This window comes from Enterococcus sp. DIV1307a, from assembly GCF_050537425.1.
GTDB lineage: Bacteria > Bacillota > Bacilli > Lactobacillales > Enterococcaceae > Enterococcus > Enterococcus faecalis.
Genome location: NZ_CP172914.1, coordinates 667,433 through 693,055 on the forward strand (window position 1 = coordinate 667,433; position 25,623 = coordinate 693,055).

General features: G+C 38.1%; 20 protein-coding genes. 15 read left to right on the forward strand and 5 right to left on the reverse strand.

All coding sequences use genetic code 11. The annotated features are described in order from the left end of the window. Window positions 1-2 precede the first annotated feature (2 nt). The 4 genes from mvaD to IGL90_RS03230 all read right to left on the reverse strand — a co-directional run bounded on the left by mvaD (window position 3) and on the right by IGL90_RS03230 (window position 3,917). Window positions 3-998: a diphosphomevalonate decarboxylase gene (mvaD, locus tag IGL90_RS03215; RefSeq protein WP_002355778.1), complete on the reverse strand. Its 996-nt coding sequence runs from the start codon at window positions 996-998 to the stop codon at window positions 3-5. Beyond that, window positions 998-1,942, reverse strand: coding sequence for a mevalonate kinase (gene mvk / locus IGL90_RS03220; RefSeq protein ID WP_048736931.1), 945 nt, complete (start codon window positions 1,940-1,942; stop codon window positions 998-1,000). The genes mvaD and mvk overlap by 1 nt, the downstream gene beginning before the upstream one ends. A 269-nt stretch (window positions 1,943-2,211) precedes the next feature. Beyond that, entirely contained in the window at window positions 2,212-2,847 is a 636-nt protein-coding gene (locus tag IGL90_RS03225; protein WP_048736929.1) for a pentapeptide repeat-containing protein, read from the reverse strand. Next, complete coding sequence (locus tag IGL90_RS03230; protein ID WP_002355782.1) at window positions 2,844-3,917, reverse strand: FUSC family protein; 1,074 nt, start codon at window positions 3,915-3,917, stop codon at window positions 2,844-2,846. The genes IGL90_RS03225 and IGL90_RS03230 overlap by 4 nt, the downstream gene beginning before the upstream one ends. A 243-nt stretch (window positions 3,918-4,160) precedes the next feature. Between IGL90_RS03230 and opp1A the strand changes: the two genes are divergently transcribed. Then, entirely contained in the window at window positions 4,161-5,831 is a 1,671-nt protein-coding gene (opp1A, locus tag IGL90_RS03235) for an oligopeptide ABC transporter substrate-binding protein Opp1A (protein ID WP_048736928.1), read from the forward strand. Window positions 5,832-5,909: 78 nt separating this feature from the next. Here opp1A and IGL90_RS03240 read toward each other — a convergent pair whose 3' ends face one another. Next, a complete protein-coding gene (locus IGL90_RS03240) occupies window positions 5,910-6,260 on the reverse strand; it encodes a DUF3899 domain-containing protein (protein ID WP_002355784.1) in 351 nt (116 codons plus the stop codon). 90 nt (window positions 6,261-6,350) lie between these two features. On the opposite strand from IGL90_RS03240, the gene opp1B reads away from it, so the two are divergent. The 14 genes from opp1B to IGL90_RS03310 all read left to right on the forward strand — a co-directional run bounded on the left by opp1B (window position 6,351) and on the right by IGL90_RS03310 (window position 25,557). Then, window positions 6,351-7,292: an oligopeptide ABC transporter permease Opp1B gene (opp1B, locus tag IGL90_RS03245; RefSeq protein WP_002381304.1), complete on the forward strand. Its 942-nt coding sequence runs from the start codon at window positions 6,351-6,353 to the stop codon at window positions 7,290-7,292. After that, window positions 7,292-8,344, forward strand: coding sequence for an oligopeptide ABC transporter permease Opp1C (opp1C, locus tag IGL90_RS03250; RefSeq protein WP_002355787.1), 1,053 nt, complete (start codon window positions 7,292-7,294; stop codon window positions 8,342-8,344). Before opp1B ends, opp1C begins: the two co-directional genes overlap by 1 nt. 9 nt (window positions 8,345-8,353) lie before the next feature. Continuing rightward, window positions 8,354-9,412 (forward strand): oligopeptide ABC transporter ATP-binding protein Opp1D, encoded by a 1,059-nt coding sequence (gene opp1D / locus IGL90_RS03255; protein WP_002355794.1) that lies wholly within the window; start codon window positions 8,354-8,356, stop codon window positions 9,410-9,412. After that, complete coding sequence (opp1F, locus tag IGL90_RS03260) at window positions 9,412-10,368, forward strand: oligopeptide ABC transporter ATP-binding protein Opp1F (protein WP_002361357.1); 957 nt, start codon at window positions 9,412-9,414, stop codon at window positions 10,366-10,368. Before opp1D ends, opp1F begins: the two co-directional genes overlap by 1 nt. Window positions 10,369-10,408: 40 nt before the next feature. Next, entirely contained in the window at window positions 10,409-11,479 is a 1,071-nt protein-coding gene (locus IGL90_RS03265; protein ID WP_002355796.1) for an RNA-guided endonuclease TnpB family protein, read from the forward strand. A gap of 399 nt (window positions 11,480-11,878) precedes the next feature. Then, window positions 11,879-12,400, forward strand: a complete 522-nt coding sequence (infC, locus tag IGL90_RS03270) for a translation initiation factor IF-3 (protein ID WP_002355797.1) — start codon at window positions 11,879-11,881, stop codon at window positions 12,398-12,400. A gap of 113 nt (window positions 12,401-12,513) precedes the next feature. Next, window positions 12,514-12,714, forward strand: a complete 201-nt coding sequence (gene rpmI / locus IGL90_RS03275; RefSeq protein WP_002355798.1) for a 50S ribosomal protein L35 — start codon at window positions 12,514-12,516, stop codon at window positions 12,712-12,714. 60 nt (window positions 12,715-12,774) lie between these two features. After that, complete coding sequence (gene rplT, locus IGL90_RS03280; protein ID WP_002355799.1) at window positions 12,775-13,134, forward strand: 50S ribosomal protein L20; 360 nt, start codon at window positions 12,775-12,777, stop codon at window positions 13,132-13,134. Window positions 13,135-13,494: 360 nt separating this feature from the next. Next, entirely contained in the window at window positions 13,495-14,175 is a 681-nt protein-coding gene (locus IGL90_RS03285; RefSeq protein ID WP_010819806.1) for a class B sortase, read from the forward strand. Continuing rightward, window positions 14,138-14,791: a hypothetical protein gene (locus IGL90_RS03290; protein ID WP_239660066.1), complete on the forward strand. Its 654-nt coding sequence runs from the start codon at window positions 14,138-14,140 to the stop codon at window positions 14,789-14,791. The genes IGL90_RS03285 and IGL90_RS03290 overlap by 38 nt, the downstream gene beginning before the upstream one ends. Window positions 14,792-14,799: 8 nt before the next feature. Further along, entirely contained in the window at window positions 14,800-24,234 is a 9,435-nt protein-coding gene (locus IGL90_RS03295) for a DUF6531 domain-containing protein (protein ID WP_240466842.1), read from the forward strand. A gap of 19 nt (window positions 24,235-24,253) precedes the next feature. Continuing rightward, window positions 24,254-24,595, forward strand: a complete 342-nt coding sequence (locus tag IGL90_RS03300; RefSeq protein WP_010824465.1) for a hypothetical protein — start codon at window positions 24,254-24,256, stop codon at window positions 24,593-24,595. Between the two features lie 16 nt (window positions 24,596-24,611). After that, complete coding sequence (locus tag IGL90_RS03305; RefSeq protein WP_010824466.1) at window positions 24,612-24,917, forward strand: DUF6980 family protein; 306 nt, start codon at window positions 24,612-24,614, stop codon at window positions 24,915-24,917. 232 nt (window positions 24,918-25,149) lie between these two features. Then, complete coding sequence (locus IGL90_RS03310; protein ID WP_104859636.1) at window positions 25,150-25,557, forward strand: hypothetical protein; 408 nt, start codon at window positions 25,150-25,152, stop codon at window positions 25,555-25,557. The last annotated feature ends 66 nt before the right edge of the window (window positions 25,558-25,623 follow it).

The window sequence follows — 25,623 nt, forward strand, 5'->3', positions numbered from 1 at the left end:
GCTTATTTATCCATTCCTTTCGTTTCAAACAATTCAATTCCGGGACCAGCAAAAGCTGGGACTAACTGCTCTTTTGAAAAATGTTCACTTAAAAATGTTTTTAATGCTTCTAAGTTTTTCTTTTCGACTAAAACCTTGACATTCGGACCTGCATCCATTGTAAAGTAGCAAGGAATTCCTTTGGCCCGTGCTTGGCGAACTAAAGCCATCGCTTGTAAGCTGCCTGGGGACCAGTAAGTAAATGGAGGGACAGCGCCTAAGGTGGTTCCATGCATCCTTAACCCATTGGCTTCAATGATTTCTCCTAAACGAGGGAAGTCTTTTGTTTTAATTGCTTCATGAACTTGTGATAAATCTTTTTCCACATTGTCCAACCAACCTTGATAAAAGCTAGAAGTTTCTACTGTTCGTTTCATTCCATCACGGCTGGAAACATCTTTTTCGCCATCATTAATTAAGATAAAGAGCATGGCCAATTCGTTTTCCCAATTATTGGCTGGAATATTTTCAGCAAACGACGTTTCATCAGAGTGGCCTTTGTTCCATTGAGCAAAACCACCAAAAATACTACGACAAGCAGAACCTGAACCACGTCGCGCTAAACGCGATAAGTCTTTTGCTGAAAGATTTAATCCTAAAGCTACGTTACAGGCCCCAGCTAAAGCAGCTAGACCACTCGCTGAAGAAGCCAAACCGGCTGCAGTAGGCACAAAATTTTGACTTTCCACTTTTGCAAACCAAGTACAATCGGCTTGTTGACGAACAAGGTTCAAAAATTCTTTGACTTTTTTTGTTTGTTTTTCGTTTTGCAAGATACCATCTAAAATAAATACATCTTCTGAATAATGGGCATCAAATGTCACAGTTGTTTCTGTGTAAAAGGCATCTAATGTTAATGATAAACTACTATTCATTGGTAAAATGTATTCTTCATTGGCTTTTCCCCAATATTTAATCAGAGCAATATTTGTATGCGCTCGTGCTTTTCCTGAAAGCATTACTTTTTCACCTCTAATGATTGAATCCATGTAGCAACAGCTCCATTTTCTTCTAAAGTCTGTGCAATGGTTTGTGCGGTCCTTTTATTATCTGTTAAGGCAATCATACAGCCACCGCGACCGCCGCCGGTTAATTTTGCTCCTAGAGCGCCATGTTCTAGAGAGAGAGCCACTAGTCGATCCAGCATATCGTTGCTGACGGTTAATTGCTGGAGTTGCTCTTGCGCTAACGTCATTAGCTGACCTAATTTTTGTTTATCATCTTGTAAAATTGCCTGCTTCGCTTCTTTAGTAAAAGAACCTAATTGTTTCATTGTTTCAGCGATTGCTGTGGGATTATTTTGAGCTAGCTGCGCAATGTCTTTCACTGCTTCACGTGTTTGACCTTTAATTCCCGTATCAGCTACTACTAAGTAGGCATTAGATAAATTCATCGAGAAATGTGTGGGCGGAAATCCTCTAGTAAAAAATAAGGGATCAGCGCCGCTTGTTGCTGCGGCATCGATACCACTAGGATTGCCATGAGCAATTTTCTCACTTAAGGAAACAAGCTCAAACAATTCTTGATATGTATAAGCGTAATCAAAATAATCAAAAAGGCTTCGAACGATGGCCACAGCGGTTGCTGCGCTTGAGCCCATTCCTCGTTCAGCGGGAATCGTACTTGTTAAGGTCAAAGTGCCTTTAAACGTATCTTCCTTTAAAAAATGTAAGGTTTGCTGAACAACTTCCTTGATATTTGCTAGCTCTTGGGGCACGTCTTCAAGCAATCCTGTAAAATATGCACAATCAATCTGCATAGTTTTTGCCGGGGTAAAGACGGCTGTGATTTCTGTCGCTTGAAAAGGAAAGGCGATTGCTGGTTCGCCGTAAACAACGGCGTGTTCCCCCATTAAAATGATTTTTCCCGTCGCTTGACCGAGGCCTTGTTTTTTTATATTCATTCACTGACATTCCTTTTGAGTAGAATCGAGTATAGGACAAAAGACGTTCTTGGATTAGAAGAACGTTTGTCATAATCTCTTCATGATTTATAGGAAATGATTCCAAAAGTTTCTCTTGTTCCAAAAAAAGAGATTGCTTAACCTAAGATAGTTTACCTAAAAATAAGGCACAAGTAAAATGGTTCCGTTGGTTTTTCCAAAAAATTAATAACAATTTAATAAGAAAGAACCGACAGAACCAGTTATTCGGCTATTTTTTTAAAATTTTCTTAGGTAATCACCAAACCAAGGGCACTTGCCAAATAAATGGCTTGTTCAGGGGTGACTTTAAGACCTGATAAATAGTTTGGTGAGAAAGTCAAGCGTTCAAAGGTATTTTGGGAAAAATCCAATCCTTTTAAAGAAGTATTTAGCCAATTACTTTCGGTTAAATCGCAAGCTTCTAGCAGGAGTTTCTTCCAGGTGACCTCGAAAAATTCACTTTCGACTAAACGTGTCTGATTAAAGTGAACAAGATTAAAATTTGCAAAACGAAAAGAAGCATAATCGGCTTTGCAATCTTCAAATAGACAATCTTTTAAATAGCTATCTGCAAAATTCGTTCCTGTCAAATTGCAACGAAGGAAAGTCACTCGATGAAAACTACCAGACAGCCATTCGACGTTAGAAAAATCGCAAGATTCAAAACGCACATTACTACAATCAAAAGAAGCAAACTGGCCATTTGCTAATGAAAGATGATCGAAAACAGCATCCCGAAAGACTAAGTTACGAACTTCTTGATTCGGTAAATCAATCTGCTGATACAAATGATTTTCTAAGATTGCCTCATCTTCTAATTGACAGTTCGTTAATAGAGGAAGTTGTTCTGGCAAATTTGGTGGTAAGGGATAAGTTATTTTCATAAAACGCCTCTTTCTTCTTGTTGATTTTCAAAGGTTTCATCAATTGAGTAGGCCCGATTATAGAAACGTAGCGCAGTTGTGAAAACATAAGCGCCGGCAAAACCAAGCAAACTACCTAACACAATCCCGACTAATCGATAGTTTAAAAGATTACTAATGACTTGCTGTCGTGCAAGATTTGATAATAATAAGGACATCGGGGTAATAAAAAAGCTGGCAATCGCATAGTTTCTGTTAATGAATCCTTCAAAAGCTGCATACAGAATACTAATGATACCGATTGTTTGTAAAGGTGTAAAGGGAATCATTAATAAAATTGCAGAAAGCAACAAACCAAGACTCGTACCTAGAATCCGTTGAACATTTCGCTGCATCACAGAATGTAAATTTTCCCCTTGTAAAATGGCTGCGCAAGTAAACGTCATCCAATAGGCGTTGACTAAATGAAGCGATTGGCTTAAATAAGCCGCTAAAAATAAAATGGCCGCATAATGCAAAGCATCTAATAAAGAAGCGGGATCGATATAAAGTCGTTCTTGAAGAGACATCCGTTTTTGAAAAACGTAGGGGCGCTTGTCGATGAAATGAAGCACAATGCCCATGATAATGCCGGTCACTACTCCTAAAAGAACAAAACTGGCCATGATGGGAATCTTATGTAAAGGAAAATTGTTGCTTGTTCCCATTGCGGTTGACATGATAACTAACAAAGCACCAGGCTTCTCAATGCCATACAATCTAAAAAGTAAGCGTGCAAGAAAAGCGACGATGGCAATTGTAATGGGAATCAACCAAGGTACATGGTGACTTAGCATTCCTAAGCTGTTGCCCAGAACAATAAAAAAGCCAACAATATTCAGTCTGCGCAATAATTGGGGCAAAGGAAGCGGCTGATAATAAATAAACGTATAAATGCCCATCGAGCCAAAGGTCCCAATGAGTAAATTATTGGAAAAATAACCAATTAATAATGGAATTGCCATACAAATTGCGACACCAACTAACCGAAATAATTCGTCATTTGCTTTATCGATAGCAAACAAATCCTTTAAAAACGTAGAATTTTTCATATTTTGTCACTCCTTTACTTCCTAATTTACCATAATGTTTAGAAAACTGACAAAAGAATTGCAATAAAAGACAGGAAGAAAAAGAGTGGTTTCTGATAGGAAGAGAAGAAAAATTAAAAAAAGTTAACATTTTGACTTGCAATTTTAATATGAAAAATGTAAGATATATTCCATAGCAATAAATAATTATTAAATTCTGATTTTTCAGAAAATACAGATTGTATTATTTTAGGAGGCAACACTATGAAATTGAAAAAGTCATTAACATTCGGTGTGATTACATTATTTAGCGTAACAACTTTAACGGCTTGTGGAGGCGGCGGAACGTCAGATAGCTCAAGCGCGTCTGGTGGCGGTAAGGCAAGTGGCGAACAAGTTTTACGTGTCACAGAACAACAAGAAATGCCAACAGCTGATTTATCACTAGCAACAGACAGAATTAGTTTTATTGCATTAAATAATGTATATGAAGGAATTTATCGTTTAGACAAAGATAACAAAGTCCAACCTGCAGGTGCAGCGGAAAAAGCAGAAGTTTCTGAAGATGGACTAACATACAAAATTAAATTAAATAAAGATGCAAAATGGTCAGACGGTAAACCAGTGACTGCTAATGACTATGTTTACGGATGGCAACGAACAGTTGATCCAGCGACAGCTTCTGAATATGCTTATCTGTATGCCTCTGTAAAAAATGGTGATGCCATTGCTAAAGGGGAAAAAGATAAATCAGAATTAGGAATTAAAGCAGTCAGTGATACAGAATTAGAAATCACTCTAGAAAAAGCAACACCATACTTTGATTACTTATTAGCTTTCCCATCATTCTTCCCGCAACGTCAAGATATTGTGGAAAAATATGGTAAAAATTATGCATCAAACAGCGAAAGTGCTGTCTACAATGGTCCATTCGTCTTAGACGGCTTTGATGGTCCTGGTACAGATACAAAATGGTCATTCAAGAAAAACGATCAATATTGGGATAAAGACACAGTGAAACTGGACTCAGTAGATGTGAATGTCGTGAAAGAATCACCAACTGCGTTGAACTTGTTCCAAGATGGACAAACAGACGATGTCGTTCTTTCTGGTGAATTAGCCCAACAAATGGCCAATGACCCAGCTTTTGTTAGTCAAAAAGAAGCATCAACACAATATATGGAACTAAATCAACGTGATGAAAAATCACCATTTAGAAATGCGAACTTACGTAAAGCAATTTCTTACTCAATCGACCGTAAAGCGTTAGTTGAATCAATCTTAGGGGATGGTTCTATCGAGCCAAACGGTTTAGTACCAGCAGATATGGCAAAAGACCCAAGTGGCGGCAAAGACTTTGCTAAAGAAGCAGGTAGTCAAATTGAATATGATACGAAAAAAGCTAAAGAATACTGGGAAAAAGCGAAAAAAGAATTGGGGATTTCAACCTTAACAATGGATATTCTTTCTTCAGATGCAGATTCTTCTAAGAAAACAGTTGAATTTGTTCAAGGGTCAATTCAAGATGCTTTAGATGGTGTGAAGGTAACGGTTAGTCCGGTTCCATTCTCTGTTCGTTTAGATCGTTCAAACAAAGGCGACTTTGATGCAGTAATCGGTGGTTGGAGTGCTGACTATGCTGATCCAAGTAGTTTCTTAGACTTATTTGCTTCAGATAACTCATATAACCGTGGACGTTATAACAATCCAGAGTTTGACAAGTTAGTGAAAGCTGCAAGTAGTGCAGATGCGACAAATCCTGAAAAACGTTGGGATGATATGTTAAATGCAGAGAAAACGATTATGGGAGACATGGGTGTGGTACCATTATTCCAAAAATCAGAAGCGCATTTACGTGCTGAAAAAGTCAAAGATGTCGCAGTTCATCCTGCTGGCGCAACGTATGACTACAAATGGGCATACATTTCAGAATAACCTGACAAAAGATCGATAGCAAACAAAAAAGGACCTTTGCCATGGAATAAAAGGCAACGGTCCTCTTGCTATCTTGTCTTAGACCAAGTAAAATAGTAGAAAGCCTAAAGACAGAATCAGTAAGATGCCCCCAGTTTTTAGCCAGAAAGAGCGATGTGCATCGCCAATGACTGAAAGCGGGATAAACTCTTTCGGTTCATTTTTCTTTTTAAAACGAAACGCGTTTTTCATTGAGCGCTGAAAGTTATCGAAAAAGCCAGAGGACATAATCCATAAAGCAATGCCGATAATTAAAAAGAAAAGCGAAACGATAAAGAAGGTATCTGATAATGAGGAGGTAGTGATAGGTTCTTTACTTATTAATAAGTAAAGAAAAATGCCGATACTGGAAATAACGGCTGTAATAATTGGCCATTTAAAAGTTTTCATGTGTTCACCCTATCTATTATTGTGGTCTATCTAGTCATTACTTTAACGAAAATAACTGAGGAAGTCAAAAAAATCTCGGAGGTGTCATTATTGAATAGTTTTGGAAAATATTTTCTTAAACGGATCTTTTTCATGATTATCACTTTGTGGTTAATCGCAACGATTACGTTTTTCTTAATGCAATTATTACCAGGTACGCCTTATACCAACCAAGAAAAACTTAGTCCAGAAACAATCGCTATGTTGAATAAACAATCTGGCTTAGATAAACCAGTGATTGTTCAATACGGAATTTACTTAAAGAACCTGGTAACGGGAGACTTTGGTATTTCATTCCAATTTAAAAACCAACCTGTTGCTAAGTTATTAGCTGGTCGAATTGGGCCATCCCTTCAACTGGGAGGACAAGCGATTATCTTTGGTACGTTAGTCGGTATTTTATTGGGGATTATCGCAGCGATGCGTCAAAATACTTGGGTAGATACGTTGGCAACATTGTTAGCCATTTTAGGTCGTTCTATTCCAAACTTTGTTTTCGCGGTATTATTACAATACATTTTTGCAATGAAATTAAGAATCTTACCAATTGCTATGTGGAATGGTTTTGCCTACACAATTTTACCAACTATTGCCTTGGCAATGAGTCCAATGGCCGATTCGGCTAGGTTTATTCGAACCGAGATGGTAGAGGTCTTGCATAGTGATTATGTCGAATTAGCCAAAGCAAAAGGCTTGAGTCGCTGGCAAGTTGCATTCCGCCACGGGTTAAGAAACAGTTTAATTCCATTGATTACCTTATTAGGACCTTTAGCCGTTGGTTTAATGACAGGTTCTTTAGTAGTAGAAAATATTTTTGCCATCCCTGGAATTGGGGAACAGTTTGTAAAATCAATTATGACAAACGACTATCCAACAATTATGGCAGTAACTATTTTGTATTCAACAATGTTAGTTGTTGTAATTCTGATTGTTGACTTACTTTATGGTTTAATTGATCCAAGAATTCGCGTATCAGGAGGTGCAAAAGGCTAATGGAAACAGTCAATAAAAATAATCTACCACAAGCGATTAAAGATATTCCGGCAGATGAGTTTCAGCCTCTAAACACTTCAACTCTAAAAGAAAGAGAGCGTATCGCCACACCGTCTTTAAGTTTCTTACAAGACTCATGGCGTCGTTTGAAAAAGAATAAAGCTGCAGTTATCTCAATGAGTTTCTTAGCAGTTATTATCTTTATCTCTATTATTACCATTTGGGTTTCACCACATAACCCAACGAAACAAAATGTTTCTTACATTAACTTACCACCACGAATTCCTGGCTTGGAAAGCGTGAATGGTTTAAATGGTAAAACAACAGTTGCTGGTCAATTAGTTGATAAATATGCACAAGCAAACGTTCCAGATAACGTAAACTTTTATCTAGGAACAGATGGTTTAGGTCGTGATGTCCTAAGTCGTTTATTTATGGGAACACGTATTTCCTTGTTAATTGCGTTTATCGCGGCAATTCTAGATATTACGATTGGGGTAACGTATGGACTGATTTCCGGGTTAGTCGGCGGTCGTGTCGATACAGTGATGCAACGTATTTTAGAAGTTCTTTCTGGTATTCCTAACTTAGTTGTTATGATCTTGATGCTAACAGTCTTTGATCCAGGGATTGTTTCGATTGTTTTAGCCATGGTTATTACAAACTGGATATCAATGGCCAGGATTGTGCGAGCCCAGACCATGAAACTAAAAGACCAAGAGTTTGTCATGGCAGCAGAAACATTGGGCGAATCTCGTTGGAAAATTGCTATTAAACATATTTTACCGAATATCTCAAGTGTCATTATTGTCCAAATGATGTTCAGTATCCCATCGGCAATTTTCTTTGAAGCGTTCCTAAGTTTTATTGGGTTAGGCTTACGTCCACCAACCGCATCTTTAGGAACCTTGTTAAACGAAGGATACAAAACTTTCCGTTTCCTTCCATATTTAATGTGGATTCCAGCGGCAACACTTTCAGTTATCATGATTTGTTTCAACTTGTTAGCTGATGGTTTACGTGACGCATTTGATCCTAAGATGAAAGAGTAAGAGTGGTGAATGACTATGGAAAAAGTATTAGAAGTTAAAGACTTAAGAATCTCCTTTGATACGTTTGCAGGTAAAGTCAACGCCATTCGTGGTGTGAGTTTTGATCTTTATAAAGGTGAAACGTTAGCCATCGTAGGTGAATCAGGGAGTGGTAAATCTGTTACAACTCGCAGTATTATGCGTTTGTTGAGCAGTAATGCCAATATTGATAACGGGGAAATTTTGTTTAAAGGGCAAGATATTGTTCATAAAACAGAAAAACAAATGCAAGCCATTCGTGGTAAAGAAATCGCAATGATTTTCCAAGATCCGATGACTTCATTAGACCCAACGATGCCAATTGGCAAACAAGTGGCGGAATCATTAATCAAACATAATAAAGTCTCAAAAAAAGAAGGCTTAGCGCAAGCATTAGAATTACTAAAATTAGTCGGCATTCCTAATGCTGAAAAACGTTTGAAAAACTATCCGCACCAATTTTCTGGTGGACAACGTCAACGGATTGTCATTGCAATTGCTTTAATTTGTTATCCAGAAGTTCTAATTGCAGATGAACCAACTACAGCGTTGGATGTAACCATCCAAGCACAAATTTTAGAGTTATTAAAAGACTTACAAGAAAAAATTAGCACTTCGATTATTTTCATTACCCATGATTTAGGGGTAGTAGCGAACGTGGCTGACCGTGTCGCTGTCATGTACGGTGGACGTCTGGTTGAAGTGGGAACAGCAGAAGAAATTTTCTATAATCCACAACATCCATATACTTGGGGACTTTTAGGGTCAATGCCAACGATGGAAGGAACAGAAGACAAACTTTATGCGATTCCAGGTTCACCTCCAGATTTATTAGATCCACCAACTGGAGATGCCTTCTATCCACGGAATGAGTTTGCTTTAAAAATTGATACAGAAAAAGAACCACCTTATTTTGAAGTATCACCGACACACAAAGCAGCAACGTGGTTATTAGCACCACAAGCACCAAAAGTTACGCCTCCAGCAGAGATTGTTCGTCGTTGGGCAATTTATGCAGAGCGTCAAAAAAATCCAGGAGGTAGTAATTAATGGCAGAAGAGAAAAAAGTCCTATTAGAAGTCACTGGTTTGAAACAGTATTTCAATGTTGGTCGTAAAGACGAAGTAAAAGCCATTGATGACATTAGTTTTCATATTTTTGAAGGCGAAACCTTTGGATTAGTTGGCGAATCAGGAAGTGGAAAATCAACAACTGGTCGCAGTGTCATTCGTTTATATGATCCAACTGCTGGTGAAATTCTTTTCGATGGAAAAGACATTAGCAAAATTAAATCAAAAGCGGACATGCAAGCATTCCGCCGCGATGTTCAAATGATCTTCCAAGATCCATATGCTTCATTGAATCCAAGAATGAAAGTCAATGATATTATTGCTGAAGGAATCGATGTCAATGGATTAGCTAAAACACCAAAAGAGCGGGAAGAAAAAGTCAATGAACTTTTAAAAACGGTGGGATTAAATCCAAGTCACAGTACGCGTTATCCTCATGAGTTTTCTGGTGGGCAACGTCAACGGATTGGGATTGCTCGTGCTTTAGCGGTTAATCCACGTTTCATTATCTGTGATGAGCCGATTTCGGCTTTGGATGTGTCGATTCAAGCTCAAGTAGTAAACTTATTACAAGATTTACAAAAAGAACAAGGCTTAACTTACTTGTTTATTGCACATGACTTATCGATGGTAAAACATATCAGTGACCGAATTGGCGTAATGCACAGTGGGAAATTATTGGAAATGGGCACAAGTGATGATGTCTATAATTTCGGCGTTCATCCTTATACAGAAAGTTTACTTTCTGCGATTCCATTACCAGATCCAGACTATGAACGCACACGTAAACGGATCGTTTACCAGCCTGCAGCGGCAGATGGGAAAGATCGTGAGCTCCGTGAAATTCTCAATGGACACTATGTTTATTGTGCTGAAGACGAAGTTGCAATGTACCGTGAAAAAATTGAAGAGAAGAAAAGAAAAGCTGGTTTATAACCAGCTTCTTTTCTAACTATCTTGGTAGGGTGGTTATGAGATGAAGGCTCTGAAAGCTTATAAATACAGACTTTATCCAACCTCAAAACAAGAAGAGTTTATTCAAAAAACATTTTCTTGTGTTCGATTGGTGTATAATTTAATGTTACAAGACCGGATTGATATCTACAAAGAGATGCGAAAAAATCCTCAACAAACGTTTAAAATGCCAACGCCAGCTAAATATAAGAAACAATACCCTGTCCTCAGAGAAGTTGATAGTTTAGCCTTGGCAAATGCACAAGTTTATTTGGATCGAGCCTTTAAAAATTTTTATCGGGAAAAAGGGATGGGATTTCCAAAAAAGAAAAAGAAAGAAACGGTGCATTCCTACACTACGAACAATCAACATGGCACGGTCAAAATTTTGGATAATCGTTATTTGAAAGTACCTAAATTGAAATCTTTAATTAAAATGAAGGTACACCGCCAACCGCTGGGGGAGATAAAATCTGTAACTATTTCTATGAGTGCGAGTCACAATTATTATGTTTCCATTTTGTGTGAAGCGCCGATTGAAACGAAAACAAAGCAACAAAAAATGGTGGGAATTTGTAGCAGTAGGGAAAAATTTGCGCTGCTTTCGAATGGTGAAAGCTTCGAAAAAAGCTATTGTTCAAAGCATTTAAAGCAAAAACTACGTCAAGAAGAACGAAAATTAAACAAGCGTAAAATGATTGCTTTAGAAAAAGGTGTCGATCTTTCGCAAGCAAAAAATTATCAAAAACAAAAAATAAAAGTCGCAAAAATTCGCGAAAAAATAGCCAACCAACGGACGGATATTTTAAACAAAATTACAACGGAATTGGTTTCAAGTTACGATGTTATTTGTATTGAAAAAGCCCATCACAGTAATGAGCGGCCGCCAAAACATGATCGTTCTGAACTAGCTTGGTCTTTATTTTTAGCTAAACTGTTGTATAAAGCACAATGGTATGGCAAAGAACTCATTTGTATTGAGTCAGAGGAGATCGAAACAGAGTTGTCTTTTTCTGAAAGTACAGAAAATTCAGAGTATCTTAGAAGCCAAAAAATCTTAGAACGTGGCTTGTCTAAACGAGAAACCTTATAAATAGAAGAACTGTAGGGACTACAGGGATCGCCTAGGGGATAGAAAATGTACACCATGTGTTGAACCATTTGTTTCTAGGAAGTCACATTGGGACAGTCCACTAATTATTAATGATCAAAATACGAGTTCAAACGAATCTAGTGCTAGATTCGTTTTTTTTTGAGGAAATATATTGACAACTAGGATAATCTAAGGTAAACTAGTGAAGTTGAGAAATGAAAGCAGAAGCCCCCGCTTCTCGCCTTAGTTGAGTATATCGCTGGGCTAGATAAAGTATTCCTTATTTTTTTAAGTAAGGCAGACTGTTGGCGGGTTCTGGATAGGAACCTGTTTTTTTATTGCATTTAGCAAACAAAGCAGACTTCCGTTAGGATTTTCTCTTAAAAATTTTGGAGGTGAATGACCATAGCAAAGGATATGATGGTTAACGACGGCATTCGTGCACGCGAGTTACGTTTGATCGGACAAGATGGTGAACAATTAGGTGTAAAAACCAAAGCAGAAGCATTACAAATCGCTGAATCTGCAAACTTGGATTTAGTACTTGTAGCGCCAGGAGCGAAACCACCAGTTGCGCGAATTATGGATTATGGAAAATTCCGTTTCGAACAACAAAAGAAAGAGCGTGAAGCTCGCAAGAAACAAAAAGTGATCAACGTCAAAGAAGTTCGTTTAAGTCCAACAATTGACGTAAATGACTTCAATACAAAACTTCGTAATGCGCGTAAGTTCTTAGAAAAAGGAGACAAAGTGAAAGCTTCTATCCGTTTCAAAGGCCGTGCCATTACCCATAAAGAGATTGGTCAGAAAGTTCTTGATCGCTTAGCTGAAGAAACTGCGGACATCGCCACAGTGGAACAAAAAGCGAAAATGGACGGACGCAGCATGTTTCTAACGCTGGCACCGAAAAACGACAAGTAAACGAAGAGACCGAGCATTCGGACTTTTGGTAATTTCTACAAGAAGGATATTCGACAGTTGTGACTGTTAGAGTCTTTCACTTGAAGCAAAGATTTTGAGGAGGAAAATTAGTCATGCCAAAACAAAAAACACACCGCGGATTAGCAAAACGTGTAAAACGTACTGGTGGAGGCGGCTTAAAACGTGGCCGTGCCTTTACATCTCACCGTTTCCACGGTAAAACTAAAAAACAACGCCGTCAATTGCGTAAAGCAAGCATGGTTGCAAAAGGCGATTACAAACGTATCCGCCAACAATTAGCAAGAATGAAATAAAACAACTCGGTGACTTTTAGATTACCGTCAAGAGAAACAAGATATTAGGAGGAATTCAACATGGCACGTGTTAAAGGTGGAACAGTAACCCGTAAACGTCGTAAAAAAGTCCTTAAGTTAGCGAAAGGCTACTACGGATCAAAACATACTTTATTTAAATCAGCAAAAGAACAAGTAATGAACTCTTATTACTATGCATTCAGAGACCGTCGTCAAAAGAAACGTGACTTCCGTAAATTATGGATTGCACGTATCAACGCGGCAGCTCGCATGAATGGCTTAAGCTATTCTAAATTAATGCACGGTTTGAAATTGGCAGAGATTGATATCAACCGCAAAATGTTAGCTGACTTAGCCGTTAACGATGCAGCAGCATTTACAGCGTTAGCTGAACAAGCAAAAGACGCTTTAAGCAAATAAGCTTAAATAATCTTTCACACCCTACTCCTTGAGTAGGGTGTTTTTTTATCTTTATTTAAATAGCCAAATATTATCATGCTTAAAAATAATTTTAATAAAATTATATAAATAATTAATTATAATTAATGTTTGTTGTTTTTATTTATCGAATAAAAACAACTAGGAGATGTTAATTTTAATCAATAAATATTTTTATTTATTTCAAAGGTTTTATAGCTTATTTTTTAAAGGTTAATTACTATTTCATTGTTTTGAATATTGTGATAATATTTTAAATGATTATATTTCTATTTTTTTAATTTTATATGATAATGTTTTATTGGAGATGTATGAAGTTTATAACTAATTAGGAGGGATTTGTTGAAACAATTTCTAACGCTTGTTGTTTTAATTTTTGTTTTAGGAATCTGTTGGCTGAAATTTCTAGATGTAGAAAATATAAAGTCAGAATTAAGTGTTAATAAAAGCCAAACTGCTTTTCATAGTAATTCAGATGTATATGCTCAGTTAGATGTTGAGGGTACAAGTATTCATTATCCTGTAGCACAACATTTAACAGAGGATAGTTATTATCTTACGCATGATGTTGATCATAATGAAACCATTTATGGTGCGGTTTTTACTGAGGGAGTCAATAGGAAAGATTTTAAGGACCCTGTCACGATTATTTATGGACATTCTACGAGAGATGGATCGATGTTTGGAACACTATCGAATTTTGCAGATACAAATTTTTTTGAGACGAATCGTAGAATTACCATTCGAACACAGCAAGAAGTGATTGAGTATGAAGTTTTTGCAGCCTATCGTTTTACAGATGAGCATTTGTTTGAAACGTATCATTTAGGGGATTTAAAGGCTGTGAATGATTACCAGGAAAGGATTGAGGAATATTCAAAACAAGCACAAGGCCATTATCGTAAATCTGTTGCCCAAGCGCACGGGAAACTTTTGATATTGTCGACTTGTGATGAAAAAGATGGGGAGAGAAGGTTTGTTGTTCATGCAAGAGAAAGGGAACGGAACAAAAGTGAAGAGTAGTCTAGGGGAAGGAATAAAGAAATTTTATTTTACTCTGTATGTTGTAGGAGTAATGTTTTATGGAATGGGAAGTTATTTATTTTTAAATGGAATAGTTACTTCTAGACTAGAAGACTCATTTAATAGAATTATTAGTTATGGGATTGGTGTAACATTAGTAAGTCTAGGCGTAGGTCTTTTCCTGTATTTATTTTATCTATTTTATCGTAAGGTATCTTCAAAGAAAAAAGTACGACGAGCTTTAAAAAATTATTTGTTGGTGATGCTTCTATCAGGAGTTCTTCTAGGGCTATTGGGAGAAATGCTCTACCGTACAACAGAAATTTCCTATGAAGGGACAAAGCGTTTAATTTGGATATTAACGACTTATATACAAGGAAGTGCACGGTTTATTTTTCTTTACTATTGCTTAGAAAACTTTTTAAATGAATCATTTTGTTGGAAAAATCGGTTATTTAGACAATTGTTGTTGGGGGTTTTCTTTTTATTAAGTATATCTATAGGGATACGAATATTTTTACCGAGTATTAATCCGATAGTCATGTTTCTAACAGATATAGTTATTTCAATTGGAATTGTTTATAAAGAGCTATTTCAATCAAAAAAAAGGGAGTAGGGGTAAAATTGAAAAAAAGGATAGAAAAAATTATTAAGTATGTTGTGTTGGTGCATTTATTAATGGGGAGTATGCCTTTCGCTTATGCGGAAGAGATTCAGGATACTGTTGAACAAAATAAGGCAAAAAATTATTATAAAGAAACGGTAGAGAATGTTCAAGAGTCAGTCGTTCCAGAGACCCAGAACCAAACAGAGGACACATCGTTCAAAGAAACAGAAACTTCTCCTTCAGAATTAGATGGCAAGAAAAAAATTGACGATGGAAACAAAGAATATGCTCTGCACTTGCCCGAGGTCGAAGAGAAGAAGCTTAATAAAGAGGAAGAATCGTTAAAAACAAAATATGGTGAGCCGATTTTAGAAAATGGTCAGGAACAGATTTATAAAGTAGATGACACACATTTTATCACCTATATTAACAGTGACGTTAAAACATATAAAAATGAAGAAGAAATTGAGGTTCCTGTCGATTTAAGTCTGGTGTCGGTGAACGAAGATGATAAAACTATTTTTAAACCGAGTAGCAGTCCTGTAGCAGTCGTTTTACCAGATAAAATGGATCAAAATCAAGGGGTTCAAGTATCAAAAGGCGAGGATACGTTAGAGTTAATGCCAAAGGATAAGGTTTATAAAAATGTGACAGTTAAAGAAAATGCGCTTCTTTATAACAATGTTGACGAAGGTGATGATGTTCAGTACACGGTGACGGATAAAGGTGTCAAAGAAGAAATTATTTTAGAAAAATGGCGGGAAAAACATCAATTTGTGTATCAGTTTTCTACTGAAAAGTATTCAGCTTTTTTAGAGAGTAATCAAGTCCTAATTCGGAAAAAAGGTCAAAAAGAAGTGCTGTTTGTTTTATCGGCGCCACAAATGATGGATCAAGCTGGTGAAACAAGTGAAGACATTACACTTAGTCTTCAGAAACAAGAAGATCATTATGAATTAACGGTTGACGCCAGTCAAGAATGGTTAGCAGATGAAGCACGTGTTTATCCTGTTCGGATTGATCCAACAGTAACCGTTCCTACCGAAAATTTAATTGATACGGTCACTAGTTCAGTACATGGAACCTATCAAGGGCGCGGCTATGGCTATGTTGGCTATATTACGCAAGAAATGACCGGAATCGGGAATGCAAAAGATGTTGGACGGACAAGGATTTATTCAAAAATTAATTATGACTTTTCGAAAATTCCTAAAGAGGCAAAGATTGATAGTGCTACCTATAATTTGTATCAATACATTCAGTATCCGCAAACCAATGCGACGTTTTCTAGTTATAAACTGACAGAAGACTTTAATATTGATACATTGACATGGGATAATTCAGTCGGCTTATCACAAGAGCCAACAGGCGAAAAAGCAATTAGTAGTGCCAAATATGGGCTGCATCAATTTGATATTCGTGATGCGGTTAATAGTTGGGTACAAGGAACGAGCAAAAATTATGGGATAGTCGTTCAGGCAACCAATGAAAATGATTATGGTGGAGCTTTTTATACGACCTATTCAACAGGTGGTCCAGGACAATTTGATTTTACACCTGATAAACGCCCAAGTTTAACGATTAATTGGTCGATTCCTGATCCAGTTGATATCCATTATCCAATTAAAGATACGACCGTTGCTTTACGATCCATGATGACAGCGGATAAAAAAGGGAAATTGCAGTTTCAAGGTGTTTTTGCAGACGGATTAACAACACCAGGTGCGATTTTGGATTATAGCTTGAGTGATAAAGGCAAAGACTTTGCTGGACAATCGTTTGCTAGTTATTCTTATAAGTATCCTAATTCAAGTCTATTTGACTCTTATTTTCCAAAAGGAACCACGAAATACCGAGATAAACTTTCTAATTGGCAAACAGGGATTCCGTTTACCGCGCCAACCCACAATACGGTTTACACGATTGATGCAGAAAGTAAAAAAGATGGCCGTTCTAGCGGGAAAAAGAGTAGTGAAAAATTTGTCATTTACAAAGTGACGCAATATGATACGTTACCTAAAATCGCTGCTTATTATGGCGTACCATTAGCTCAAATTGTTTATGACAATCGAGTACAAGACATGTTGCTTTTACAAAATAATACACTGTTTATTCGCAATCCCAAGAAAAATGCGAACAAGCCATATAATCCACCGAAGCTTTCAGATGGAACCAAACAAGATATTGATAGCTTATTAATGGGACGTGGTCTGCATTGCGAGTTCGGTTTTGAACCGATTAATTTGAATACAGGCAATTTTTATCTAGATCGGACGGATGTTACGATTCCTAGCTTAACTAGCAATTTTGAAATTACGCGAACGTACAATTCCAAAGGAGCGGACATCAATAGTCTTTTTGGACGTGGTTGGTCTTTTGCTTTCAATGAACAAGTCACTAGTGATGAAAAAGAAAACCTTTATTATACACGAACAGATGGCAGTATTCTGAAATTTAAAAAAGAAGGCAACAAATACCTTGCGCCAGCAGGTTATGATTTAACGATGACAGTCAAAGAAAAAGAAACGAAAGAAGCCGATTTTGGCAATGGCAAAGAAAAATATAAGGTGAAAGAGTATCAAATCACAGACAATGATAACCAAGAGAAAACCTTTAATTATTTTGGTCTGCTAACTAGCCAAAAAGATGAAAAAGGCAACGTAACGAAATTTGATTACAATAAAAATGCGCAATTAACTGCTATTACTGATCCAACAGGCACCATGTACAACATTACCATGAACGAAGAGGGCTATATCAGCAATATTACGGTACCCAACGGCGCTAAATTAGCCTATGAATACGATAACGAAGGACATTTGATTGGTTTTACTGATGCGATAGGGGTCAAAACACGTTATGAATACAACAAAGAAGGTCTAATGACTGCTTGGTATGACGGCAATGGCAATAAAATTATTGAAAATACCTATGATAAAGAAGCTCGTGTTGTCAAACAAGTTGACGGAACAGGCGCTGTGTCAACGTTGGTGTACAGCAACGGACAAACAATTACAACAGACGGCAATGGTGCGGTCACAACGTATCACTATGACAAACAATACCGCACAACTCAAATCAGCTATCCTGATGACACAAGTGTTGTCAAAGCTTATGATGCCGAGAATCGTCTAATCAGTGAGACGAACGAACTAGGACAAACTTCTAGCTACACCTATGATAAAAAGGGGAATCAGCTGACGAAAACGCGTTTTGACGGCGCTGTTAAAAAAGCTACTTATGATGATAAAAATCACATCACTAGTGAAGTCGATTTTGATGGAACCAAGACATTATATACGTATGACAAAGCAGGGAATTTACTCTCTAGCCAAATCAATCAGCAAGGCAAAATGACCTTTGCTGTTGATAAACAAGGGCGTATAACGAGTACCACTGATTCTGAGGGTAACCAAACGACTTATAGTTATTCGGGTGCCTTTTTGGACAAAATTATCAATCCTCTAGAGGGTGTGACTAGTATCACCTATAATGCTCACGGACTTCCTGTTAGCATGACAAACCCATTAGGCGGCATCACAACGATGACCTATGATGGTGAAGGACGCAAAACCAGCGAAACGACCCCAGACGGACAAACGACCAGTTATACCTACGATGGTGCTGGTCAAGTAATAGCCCAAACAGACGGTAACGGCTTTACGTCGACATTCACTTATGATGCAGTTGGCAACAAGTTGAGTATGACCAATGCCACTGGTGGTAGCTATACGTATGCTTATGACGGTATGGGTAATCAGATTAAGATGACCAATCCAGAAGGACAGACGACAACCTATACCTATGATCAACATCAACGCTTACTAAGTGAAACCAATGCGGCTGGCCAAACATTAACCTACCAAAGAGATGCATTAGGCCGTTTGCTAAGTGATACGAATGAAGCGGGAAAAACAACGACTTACACGTATGACGACATTACGAATCAAATCGCCACAATGACCGATCCACTGAAACAAGTGACCAGTAATACTTATGATGACACGGGTAATTTGGTCAAAGCAGAGAAACCTGATGGCACCCAAGTATCAAATGAATACAACGATTTAGGCTGGATTATTAAACGGACAGACGAAGCTGGAATTGTCACCACGTATACCTACGATGAAAATGGTAACAAATTAAGTGAAACAACTAATAACAGAACAACAAACTATACCTATGATTCGTTAGGAAATGTAACAAAAGTCACGTATCCAAATCAAAAAACAAGTACGTACACCTATGACAAAATGGGCAACGTTCTTTCGTTCATCGACGCTCGTGGCAAAGAAACTATTTATAGCTATACAAAAGGTGGCGCCTTAGCGACAATTACGGATCCGCTAGGCAATCAAACCAAAATTGCCTATGATGGCAACGGCAACCAAGCCAGTGTAACTGATGCAGCGGGCTATACCACCAGCACCACTTATAATGGTCATAATTTACCAGAAACAGTTACAGACGGCTTAGGCAACCAAACAAAGTATTCCTACAGTCAAATTGAGCAGATAACCAGCGCAACTGATGCTTTAGGTAATAAAAAGGTCTATGCATATAATGGACTAGGCTATCCGACCGCTATTACCGATGAAAATGGCAATGTCTACAAGCTTTCATATACACCGACTGCTCAAACAGAAAAAGTTGAAAATCCTGATGGTTCCACATTAACGAATACCTATGATGAATTAGATCGGTTAGTCAAAGAAACACACTCTAACGGTTTAATCACTGAATACGAATATGATGCAAGTAATCGTGTGGTCCATTTAAAAGACAACCAGGGATTAGATGAAACCTATACGTATAATGCGTCGGGTGAAAGGCTGACAGAAACAAACAGCTTAGGGGAAGTCACAACCTATGAATATGACGAACAAAACAACGTTACAAAAATTGTTTATGCAGACAAAACCAGCGAAACATTCACGTATGACGTCATGGGCAATCTGCTGACGTCCACGGATGTCGAAGGGAAGAAGTCAACCTATACCTATGACGAAAATGGCAATTTAACCGAAACAACCGATGCAAAAGGACGTAGCACGGCTTATACGTATGATGCAATCAACCAAATTGTTACAGAAACAAATCCAGCTGGCGGGAAGATGGTTTACACCTATGATATTTTAGGGAATGTCTCGAGTATCACAGATGAAAAGGGCGAAAAAACCAGTTACGGTTACGATGCCAATCAAAACTTGATCCTTTATACCGATGCAAAAAAGAATACAACAGCCTTGAAATACGATCCCCTGAATCGTCTAACTGAAAAAGTTAGTCCCACAGGTGCTGTCCAAAAGTATTCTTATGATCATTTAGGCAACCTTTTAACTGAAACAAGCGGCGAAGAAAATCGTACTAGCTATACCTATGATTCAATGAACCGTGTTACTAGTATCACGAAACCGACTGGTGGTATCAGTAAATATACCTATGATCAAGCAGGCGGACTTTTATCAGAAACAGATGAAAACAGCCACAAAACAACTTATGAAAATAATCTTTACGGCCAAGCCATCAAACGGACTTTACCGAACGGCGCTAAATACAGTTACGCTTATGATAAATTAGGACGTTTAAGCCAACAATTGGCACCGAAAGGTTTATCGCAAAGCTATACCTATGATGTTGCTGGGAATTTAATCAAACAAGAAGATCAATCAAAACGGGTTACAACTTATGATTATGATAAAGCGGGGCGCTTGCTGAAAACGACCAATCCAGCAGACTTAACGACTACGTTTACCTATGATGAAGCAGGGAATTTAGCGCAAACCGTCAGTCCAAGTGGCATCAAAACCAACTACAGTTATGATGTTTTAGATCAATTAAAAACCGTTTCTACACCAACCGGACGCAAGACTTCTTATGAGTATGATCCAGTCGGTCAGCTGACGACACGAACCATTAACGGTCAACGGAAAGAAACCTACAACTATGATCCAAACGGTAATCTAACCGAAACCATTAACGCATTAGGTCAAAAAAGTTCTAAGACCTATGATACAGGAGATCGCTTAACAAGCGAAACCAATACCGCTGGACAAGTCACGGCTTATCAATATGACCAAGATGACCGCTTAACGAAAATTATTTCAAGTGAAGGGGCTTTCAACGAATTTTCATACGACGGCAATAACAATTTAACTAAAGTTACTTCTGGCGGACAACGAGTGACTAGCTACAGCTATGACAAAGCAGATCAACTACTTGAAGCCACTACCGGAACTGGCGCAAAAGCGGCGACAACCAGCTACGCGTATGATTCTGTCGGCAATATTACCGAGATGACCAATGGCAATGGTAAAGTCACCAAATATAAATACGATGAACTATCGAATGTCGTGGAAAAAGTCAATAGCTTAGGTGACACCACAAAATACACCTATGATGCGGACGATCGTTTAGAAAGTGTCAAACAAGCCAATGGCAAAACGATTTCCTATGATTACAACAAGCTGGATCAACTGCTGCAAGTCAATTATTCAGAAAAAGCAGATGGTACCGTGATGTACACTTATGATTCAGAAGGACGTCGAATTTCCATGAATGACTTAACGGGACAAACCCAATACGAATACAACGACGAAGACGAAATAACTGGTGTCCGCCAAGGCGACGGCAGCTTGATTAAGTACACGTATGATGATTATGGCAACATCAAAAAAATGACTTACGCCGACAAGTCTGAAGTCAAGTACAGCTATGATGAATTGGACCGTTTAACCAAAGTCACTGACAAAGAGAACCAAACGACGACTTACGAATATGACGATGCTGGCAACATGACCAAAATCAAGCGCAAAGATGGCACGACTTCAACGCTAACTTATCGTTTGGACAATCGTGTTGAAGAAATTGTGCATCGTAACAAAAAAGGCAAAGAACTGGCATCCTATCGTTATGAATATAATGCCGATACCTTTATTTCAGAAGAAGTCATTACACAAGCTGGCAAAACCGTTGTACAAACTTATGAATACGATAGCTTAGGACAAGTCGTTCAGATGACCGTTTTTGATAAGAAGAAAAAACAGGAACTTGCAACGTATAACTACACTTACGATCAAGCAGGCAATAAATTAACCAGTACGGAAACCATTGCTGGGCAAGAAGTAAAAACTGAGTTCACTTATGACGACAACAATCGCCTGTTGCGTATGAAAAACGATCAGGAGACCATCACTTATGAATACGATAAGAACGGTAATCGTCTGAAACAAAGTGGCACCGATGAAACACTAGACTATATTTATGACACAGAAAATCGCTTACTAGCAGTCAAAGATAATCAAGGCTTACTATTAGCAGCACTTTATGACGGCGAAAATAATCGGGTCTTCACAGCGAGTCGCACAGAAAAAACGACCGCCTATCAACTCTTTAAACGTCAAGAGAAAAAAAGCAAAGTCGCAGCGAAACACGTGCCAGACGATCGCCGTAAATCCCCAGCGACTAGTCCCAACGGCGAAGAGAATTCTCTTTTCTGGTACGGATTTACAGGCAACGTTCTCCAAGCACTTTCAAGTTTACCAGAAACCGTTGGCGATCTTTGGTTGGAGGCTTTTGATACTATTTCACGTGCCTACCATCAAAAAATCGCGAAAGATCGAGCGAACGAAGAAGGGATTGTAGTCAATCCACCAAGCTTAGGCAAGCGGCCTGGTGAAGGGAAAGTCACTTATTCTTCCGAAGTGAATGACGTGTTAATCCCTTATACAACTAGGGAAGATACGTACAATTACTACGAAGTGCGCAACTATGTCAATGATGTCAATCAAGAAAGTACCCAAGTTCTGCAAACGTATGATGATGAAAAGAAAACACGAGAGACGTACACGTACGGCCATGAACGACTCAGTTATACCAATCATCAAACGAACGAAGATTATCAATACTTGACCGATGCCCGTGGCAGTGTCACCGGTTTAGTCCAAGGAGAAAAAATAACCAACACGACTCACTACAGCGTTTTCGGCAGACCAACAGAAAAAGATGACACTGGCAATCCTTATGGGTATACTGGAGAAGCACAGGACATTACAGGTTATCATTACCTCAGAGCTCGTTACTATGACAGCCACAGTAGCACCTTCCTGACCCAAGACAGTTACGAAGGGGAAGAAGATAATCCATTAAGCCAAAACGGCTACACGTATGTCGAAAACAACCCAATCAACTATACCGACCCAACGGGACATAAGAAAAATTGGTTCCAAAACGTGTGGTCAGGTATCAAAAAAACGGCCAGTAAAGTAGTTAATAAAGCAAAACAAGTCGTTAGCAATGTGTATAATACCGCGAAAAAAGTTGTCAGCACTGTTTGGAATGGTGTGAAGCAAGTAGCGAGTAGCGTGTGGAACGGTGTCAAACAAGTCGCAAGTTCGGTTTATTCTGGCGTCACCAACTTTGCGAGAACTGCCTATAATACCGTAAGTAATTATTTCTCTGGAGGAGGAACTAACTATTGGCAACCAGCCTCCGCCAATTATAGTGGCTACAGCTACTATAGCGGCTATCCCGTCGCAAGCGGTGCACCAAGTAGCCAAAGTACTCTAAGCTATGCACAAATCCAAGCGATACAAACAGCCCAACGCCAACAACGTTTAACCGCAGACTACCAAAAAGCAACAGGTAGTAAAGGCAAACCGAAGACAAAAGAAGGCCAGAACTTACTGAGAAACTGGGGCAAATCTTTGAAGAATACTTTGACGAAGTTCTGTCAGACGGCGAAAAAAGTAGGAAAACAAGTAGTAGAGAAAGCAAAGTCCGGGGTCGCCTTTGGTGCCGGCGTTATTAAACAGTCATTATCCAATAATGGGATAATACTACCAATCAATTCGAGATTGTCAAGATGGCTAGAACAAGATTGGATTAAGCAGAATCCAGCCTATAATACAGGAGTATTTATCGGACAGCTAGCAGGTTTAGCGCAAGCAGCAACAGAATATGTTGGAGCGGGATTAACCTTTGCAGCAGGGACTGCTGGTAGTGGTATTCTTGATGCATTTGTAGGTGTTGCCAGCGGAGGGACAGCAGCTGCTGCAATACCAGCTATGGCAGTGGCAGAGATGGCCGCAGTTACTGCGGCTACTGCAGCAATTGGAGCGCATGCCAGTAAGGTACTGCAGAATAATTTTAATTCTAGGAATTATAGTTCGAGTAGTTCAAGTAAGGAGATTAAGACTGGAGACAAAACTCCAGGAGGACATTCTTTTTCGGAGCATGGAGCTGAACGAGCTAATGAACGAGGTTTTTCAAAAGAAGTCATTGACTCTATAATTACAAATAATAAAAATAATCGGAAGTCTAAAATAGACGGATTTGGACGGAAAACTTGGGAATATGTAGATAAAAGAGGAAATAAGGTAGTGACAAATGAATCTGGAGGAATTATATCTGTTCATTCCCCTAAAAAAGGCGGGTATTATATTCCGAAATAGTTTAAGGAGATGTAAATATATGGATTTGAATCAAATTAAAATGTTAAAAAGTGATTTAGACTGTAGTTATGAAATTGGTATTTGGTCCGAAATAGATTCTTTTTTAGAATGTAGGGAAGAGTACATTCTAGAAAAAAAGGTCAGCTATTTACAAAAAGAAGAACAATATTTAATTATCGTAAAATTAAAAGACAGTACAGAGCAAAAAGAAAGAATATTTTTTAAAGAATTAGTTGACTTTTTAGAATATGGAAGAGCAACATCATATTTGAAAAGTGTTTTAAAAAAACAAACTCGATATTACTTGCTTTCAGAAACAAATGATAAAAAAGGATTTTTCTTAGAATTAAATATCCTATAAAAGGAGACATGGAAATATGAGTTATTGTTGCGAAAATATGAATAATTTTACAAAAGATGATAATGGATTGAATTCTGAATTATATCAAAATCCAGATGTATTGATTGTTTATATTCCGAAATATGATGAATATGGGCTAATAATTCACGATGGTGAAGAATCATCAATAGAAATAAATTATTGTCCTTGGTGTAGTACAAAACTGCCAATTTCAAAAAGAAATTTGTGGTTTGATGAATTAGAAAATTTAGGAGTAGAAGAATTTAGTGAGGAAAACATTCCAAATGATTTTAAGTCGGATAAATGGTGGAAAAGTCTTTAGTTAAGATAGAGGCACTTGTATCTATTGTTGGGCTAAATAGTTAAGTCTAATATTTATAAACGGTATCAGTTTGTTTCGTTACTGATACCGTTTATAGATTAAGGAAAAGAACCGCTAGGTTCCCCTTGCTTAGCTAAGGATACCAACCGCAGACTACCAAAAAGCAACAGGTAGTAAAGGCAAACCGAAGACAAAAGAAGGCCAGAACTTACTGAGAAACTGGGGCAAATCTTTGAAGAATACTTTGCCGAAGTTCTATCAGACAGCGAAAAAAGTAGGAAAACAAGTAGTAGAGAAAGCGAAGTCTGGGGTCGCCTTTGGTGCCGGCGTTATTAAACAGTCATTATCCAATAATGGGATAATACTACCAATCAATTCGAGATTGTCAAGATGGCTAGAACAAGACTGGATTAAGCAGAATCCGGCCTATAATACAGGAGTATTTATCGGACAGCTAGCAGGTTTAGCGCAAGCAGCAACAGAATATGTTGGAGCGGGATTAACCTTTGCAGCAGGGACTGCTGGTAGTGGTGTTCTCGATGCTTTTGTAGGAGTTGCCAGCGGAGGGACAGCAGCTGCTGCAATACCAGCTATGCATTGGCAGAGATGGCCGCAGTTACTGCGACCTGTAAGGATTTGAACAGAAAGAACATCAATGAAAATTTTTCCAAGACTAGTCGTAGAATTAATTATATTAAATAGGTTG

What these genes read in the sequence shown, in the direction of transcription:
- mvaD (WP_002355778.1), bottom strand. Translation starts at nt 998, where the DNA reads ATGCTTTCAGGAAAAGCACGAGCGCATACAAATATTGCTCTGATTAAA.
- mvk (WP_048736931.1), bottom strand. Translation starts at nt 1,942, where the DNA reads ATGAATATAAAAAAACAAGGCCTCGGTCAAGCGACGGGAAAAATCATT.
- IGL90_RS03225 (WP_048736929.1), bottom strand. Translation starts at nt 2,847, where the DNA reads ATGAAAATAACTTATCCCTTACCACCAAATTTGCCAGAACAACTTCCT.
- IGL90_RS03230 (WP_002355782.1), bottom strand. Translation starts at nt 3,917, where the DNA reads ATGAAAAATTCTACGTTTTTAAAGGATTTGTTTGCTATCGATAAAGCA.
- opp1A (WP_048736928.1), top strand. Translation starts at nt 4,161, where the DNA reads ATGAAATTGAAAAAGTCATTAACATTCGGTGTGATTACATTATTTAGC.
- IGL90_RS03240 (WP_002355784.1), bottom strand. Translation starts at nt 6,260, where the DNA reads ATGAAAACTTTTAAATGGCCAATTATTACAGCCGTTATTTCCAGTATC.
- opp1C (WP_002355787.1), top strand. Translation starts at nt 7,292, where the DNA reads ATGGAAACAGTCAATAAAAATAATCTACCACAAGCGATTAAAGATATT.
- opp1D (WP_002355794.1), top strand. Translation starts at nt 8,354, where the DNA reads ATGACTATGGAAAAAGTATTAGAAGTTAAAGACTTAAGAATCTCCTTT.
- opp1F (WP_002361357.1), top strand. Translation starts at nt 9,412, where the DNA reads ATGGCAGAAGAGAAAAAAGTCCTATTAGAAGTCACTGGTTTGAAACAG.
- IGL90_RS03265 (WP_002355796.1), top strand. Translation starts at nt 10,409, where the DNA reads ATGAAGGCTCTGAAAGCTTATAAATACAGACTTTATCCAACCTCAAAA.
- infC (WP_002355797.1), top strand. Translation starts at nt 11,879, where the DNA reads ATGACCATAGCAAAGGATATGATGGTTAACGACGGCATTCGTGCACGC.
- rpmI (WP_002355798.1), top strand. Translation starts at nt 12,514, where the DNA reads ATGCCAAAACAAAAAACACACCGCGGATTAGCAAAACGTGTAAAACGT.
- rplT (WP_002355799.1), top strand. Translation starts at nt 12,775, where the DNA reads ATGGCACGTGTTAAAGGTGGAACAGTAACCCGTAAACGTCGTAAAAAA.
- IGL90_RS03290 (WP_239660066.1), top strand. Translation starts at nt 14,138, where the DNA reads ATGCAAGAGAAAGGGAACGGAACAAAAGTGAAGAGTAGTCTAGGGGAA.
- IGL90_RS03300 (WP_010824465.1), top strand. Translation starts at nt 24,254, where the DNA reads ATGGATTTGAATCAAATTAAAATGTTAAAAAGTGATTTAGACTGTAGT.
- IGL90_RS03305 (WP_010824466.1), top strand. Translation starts at nt 24,612, where the DNA reads ATGAGTTATTGTTGCGAAAATATGAATAATTTTACAAAAGATGATAAT.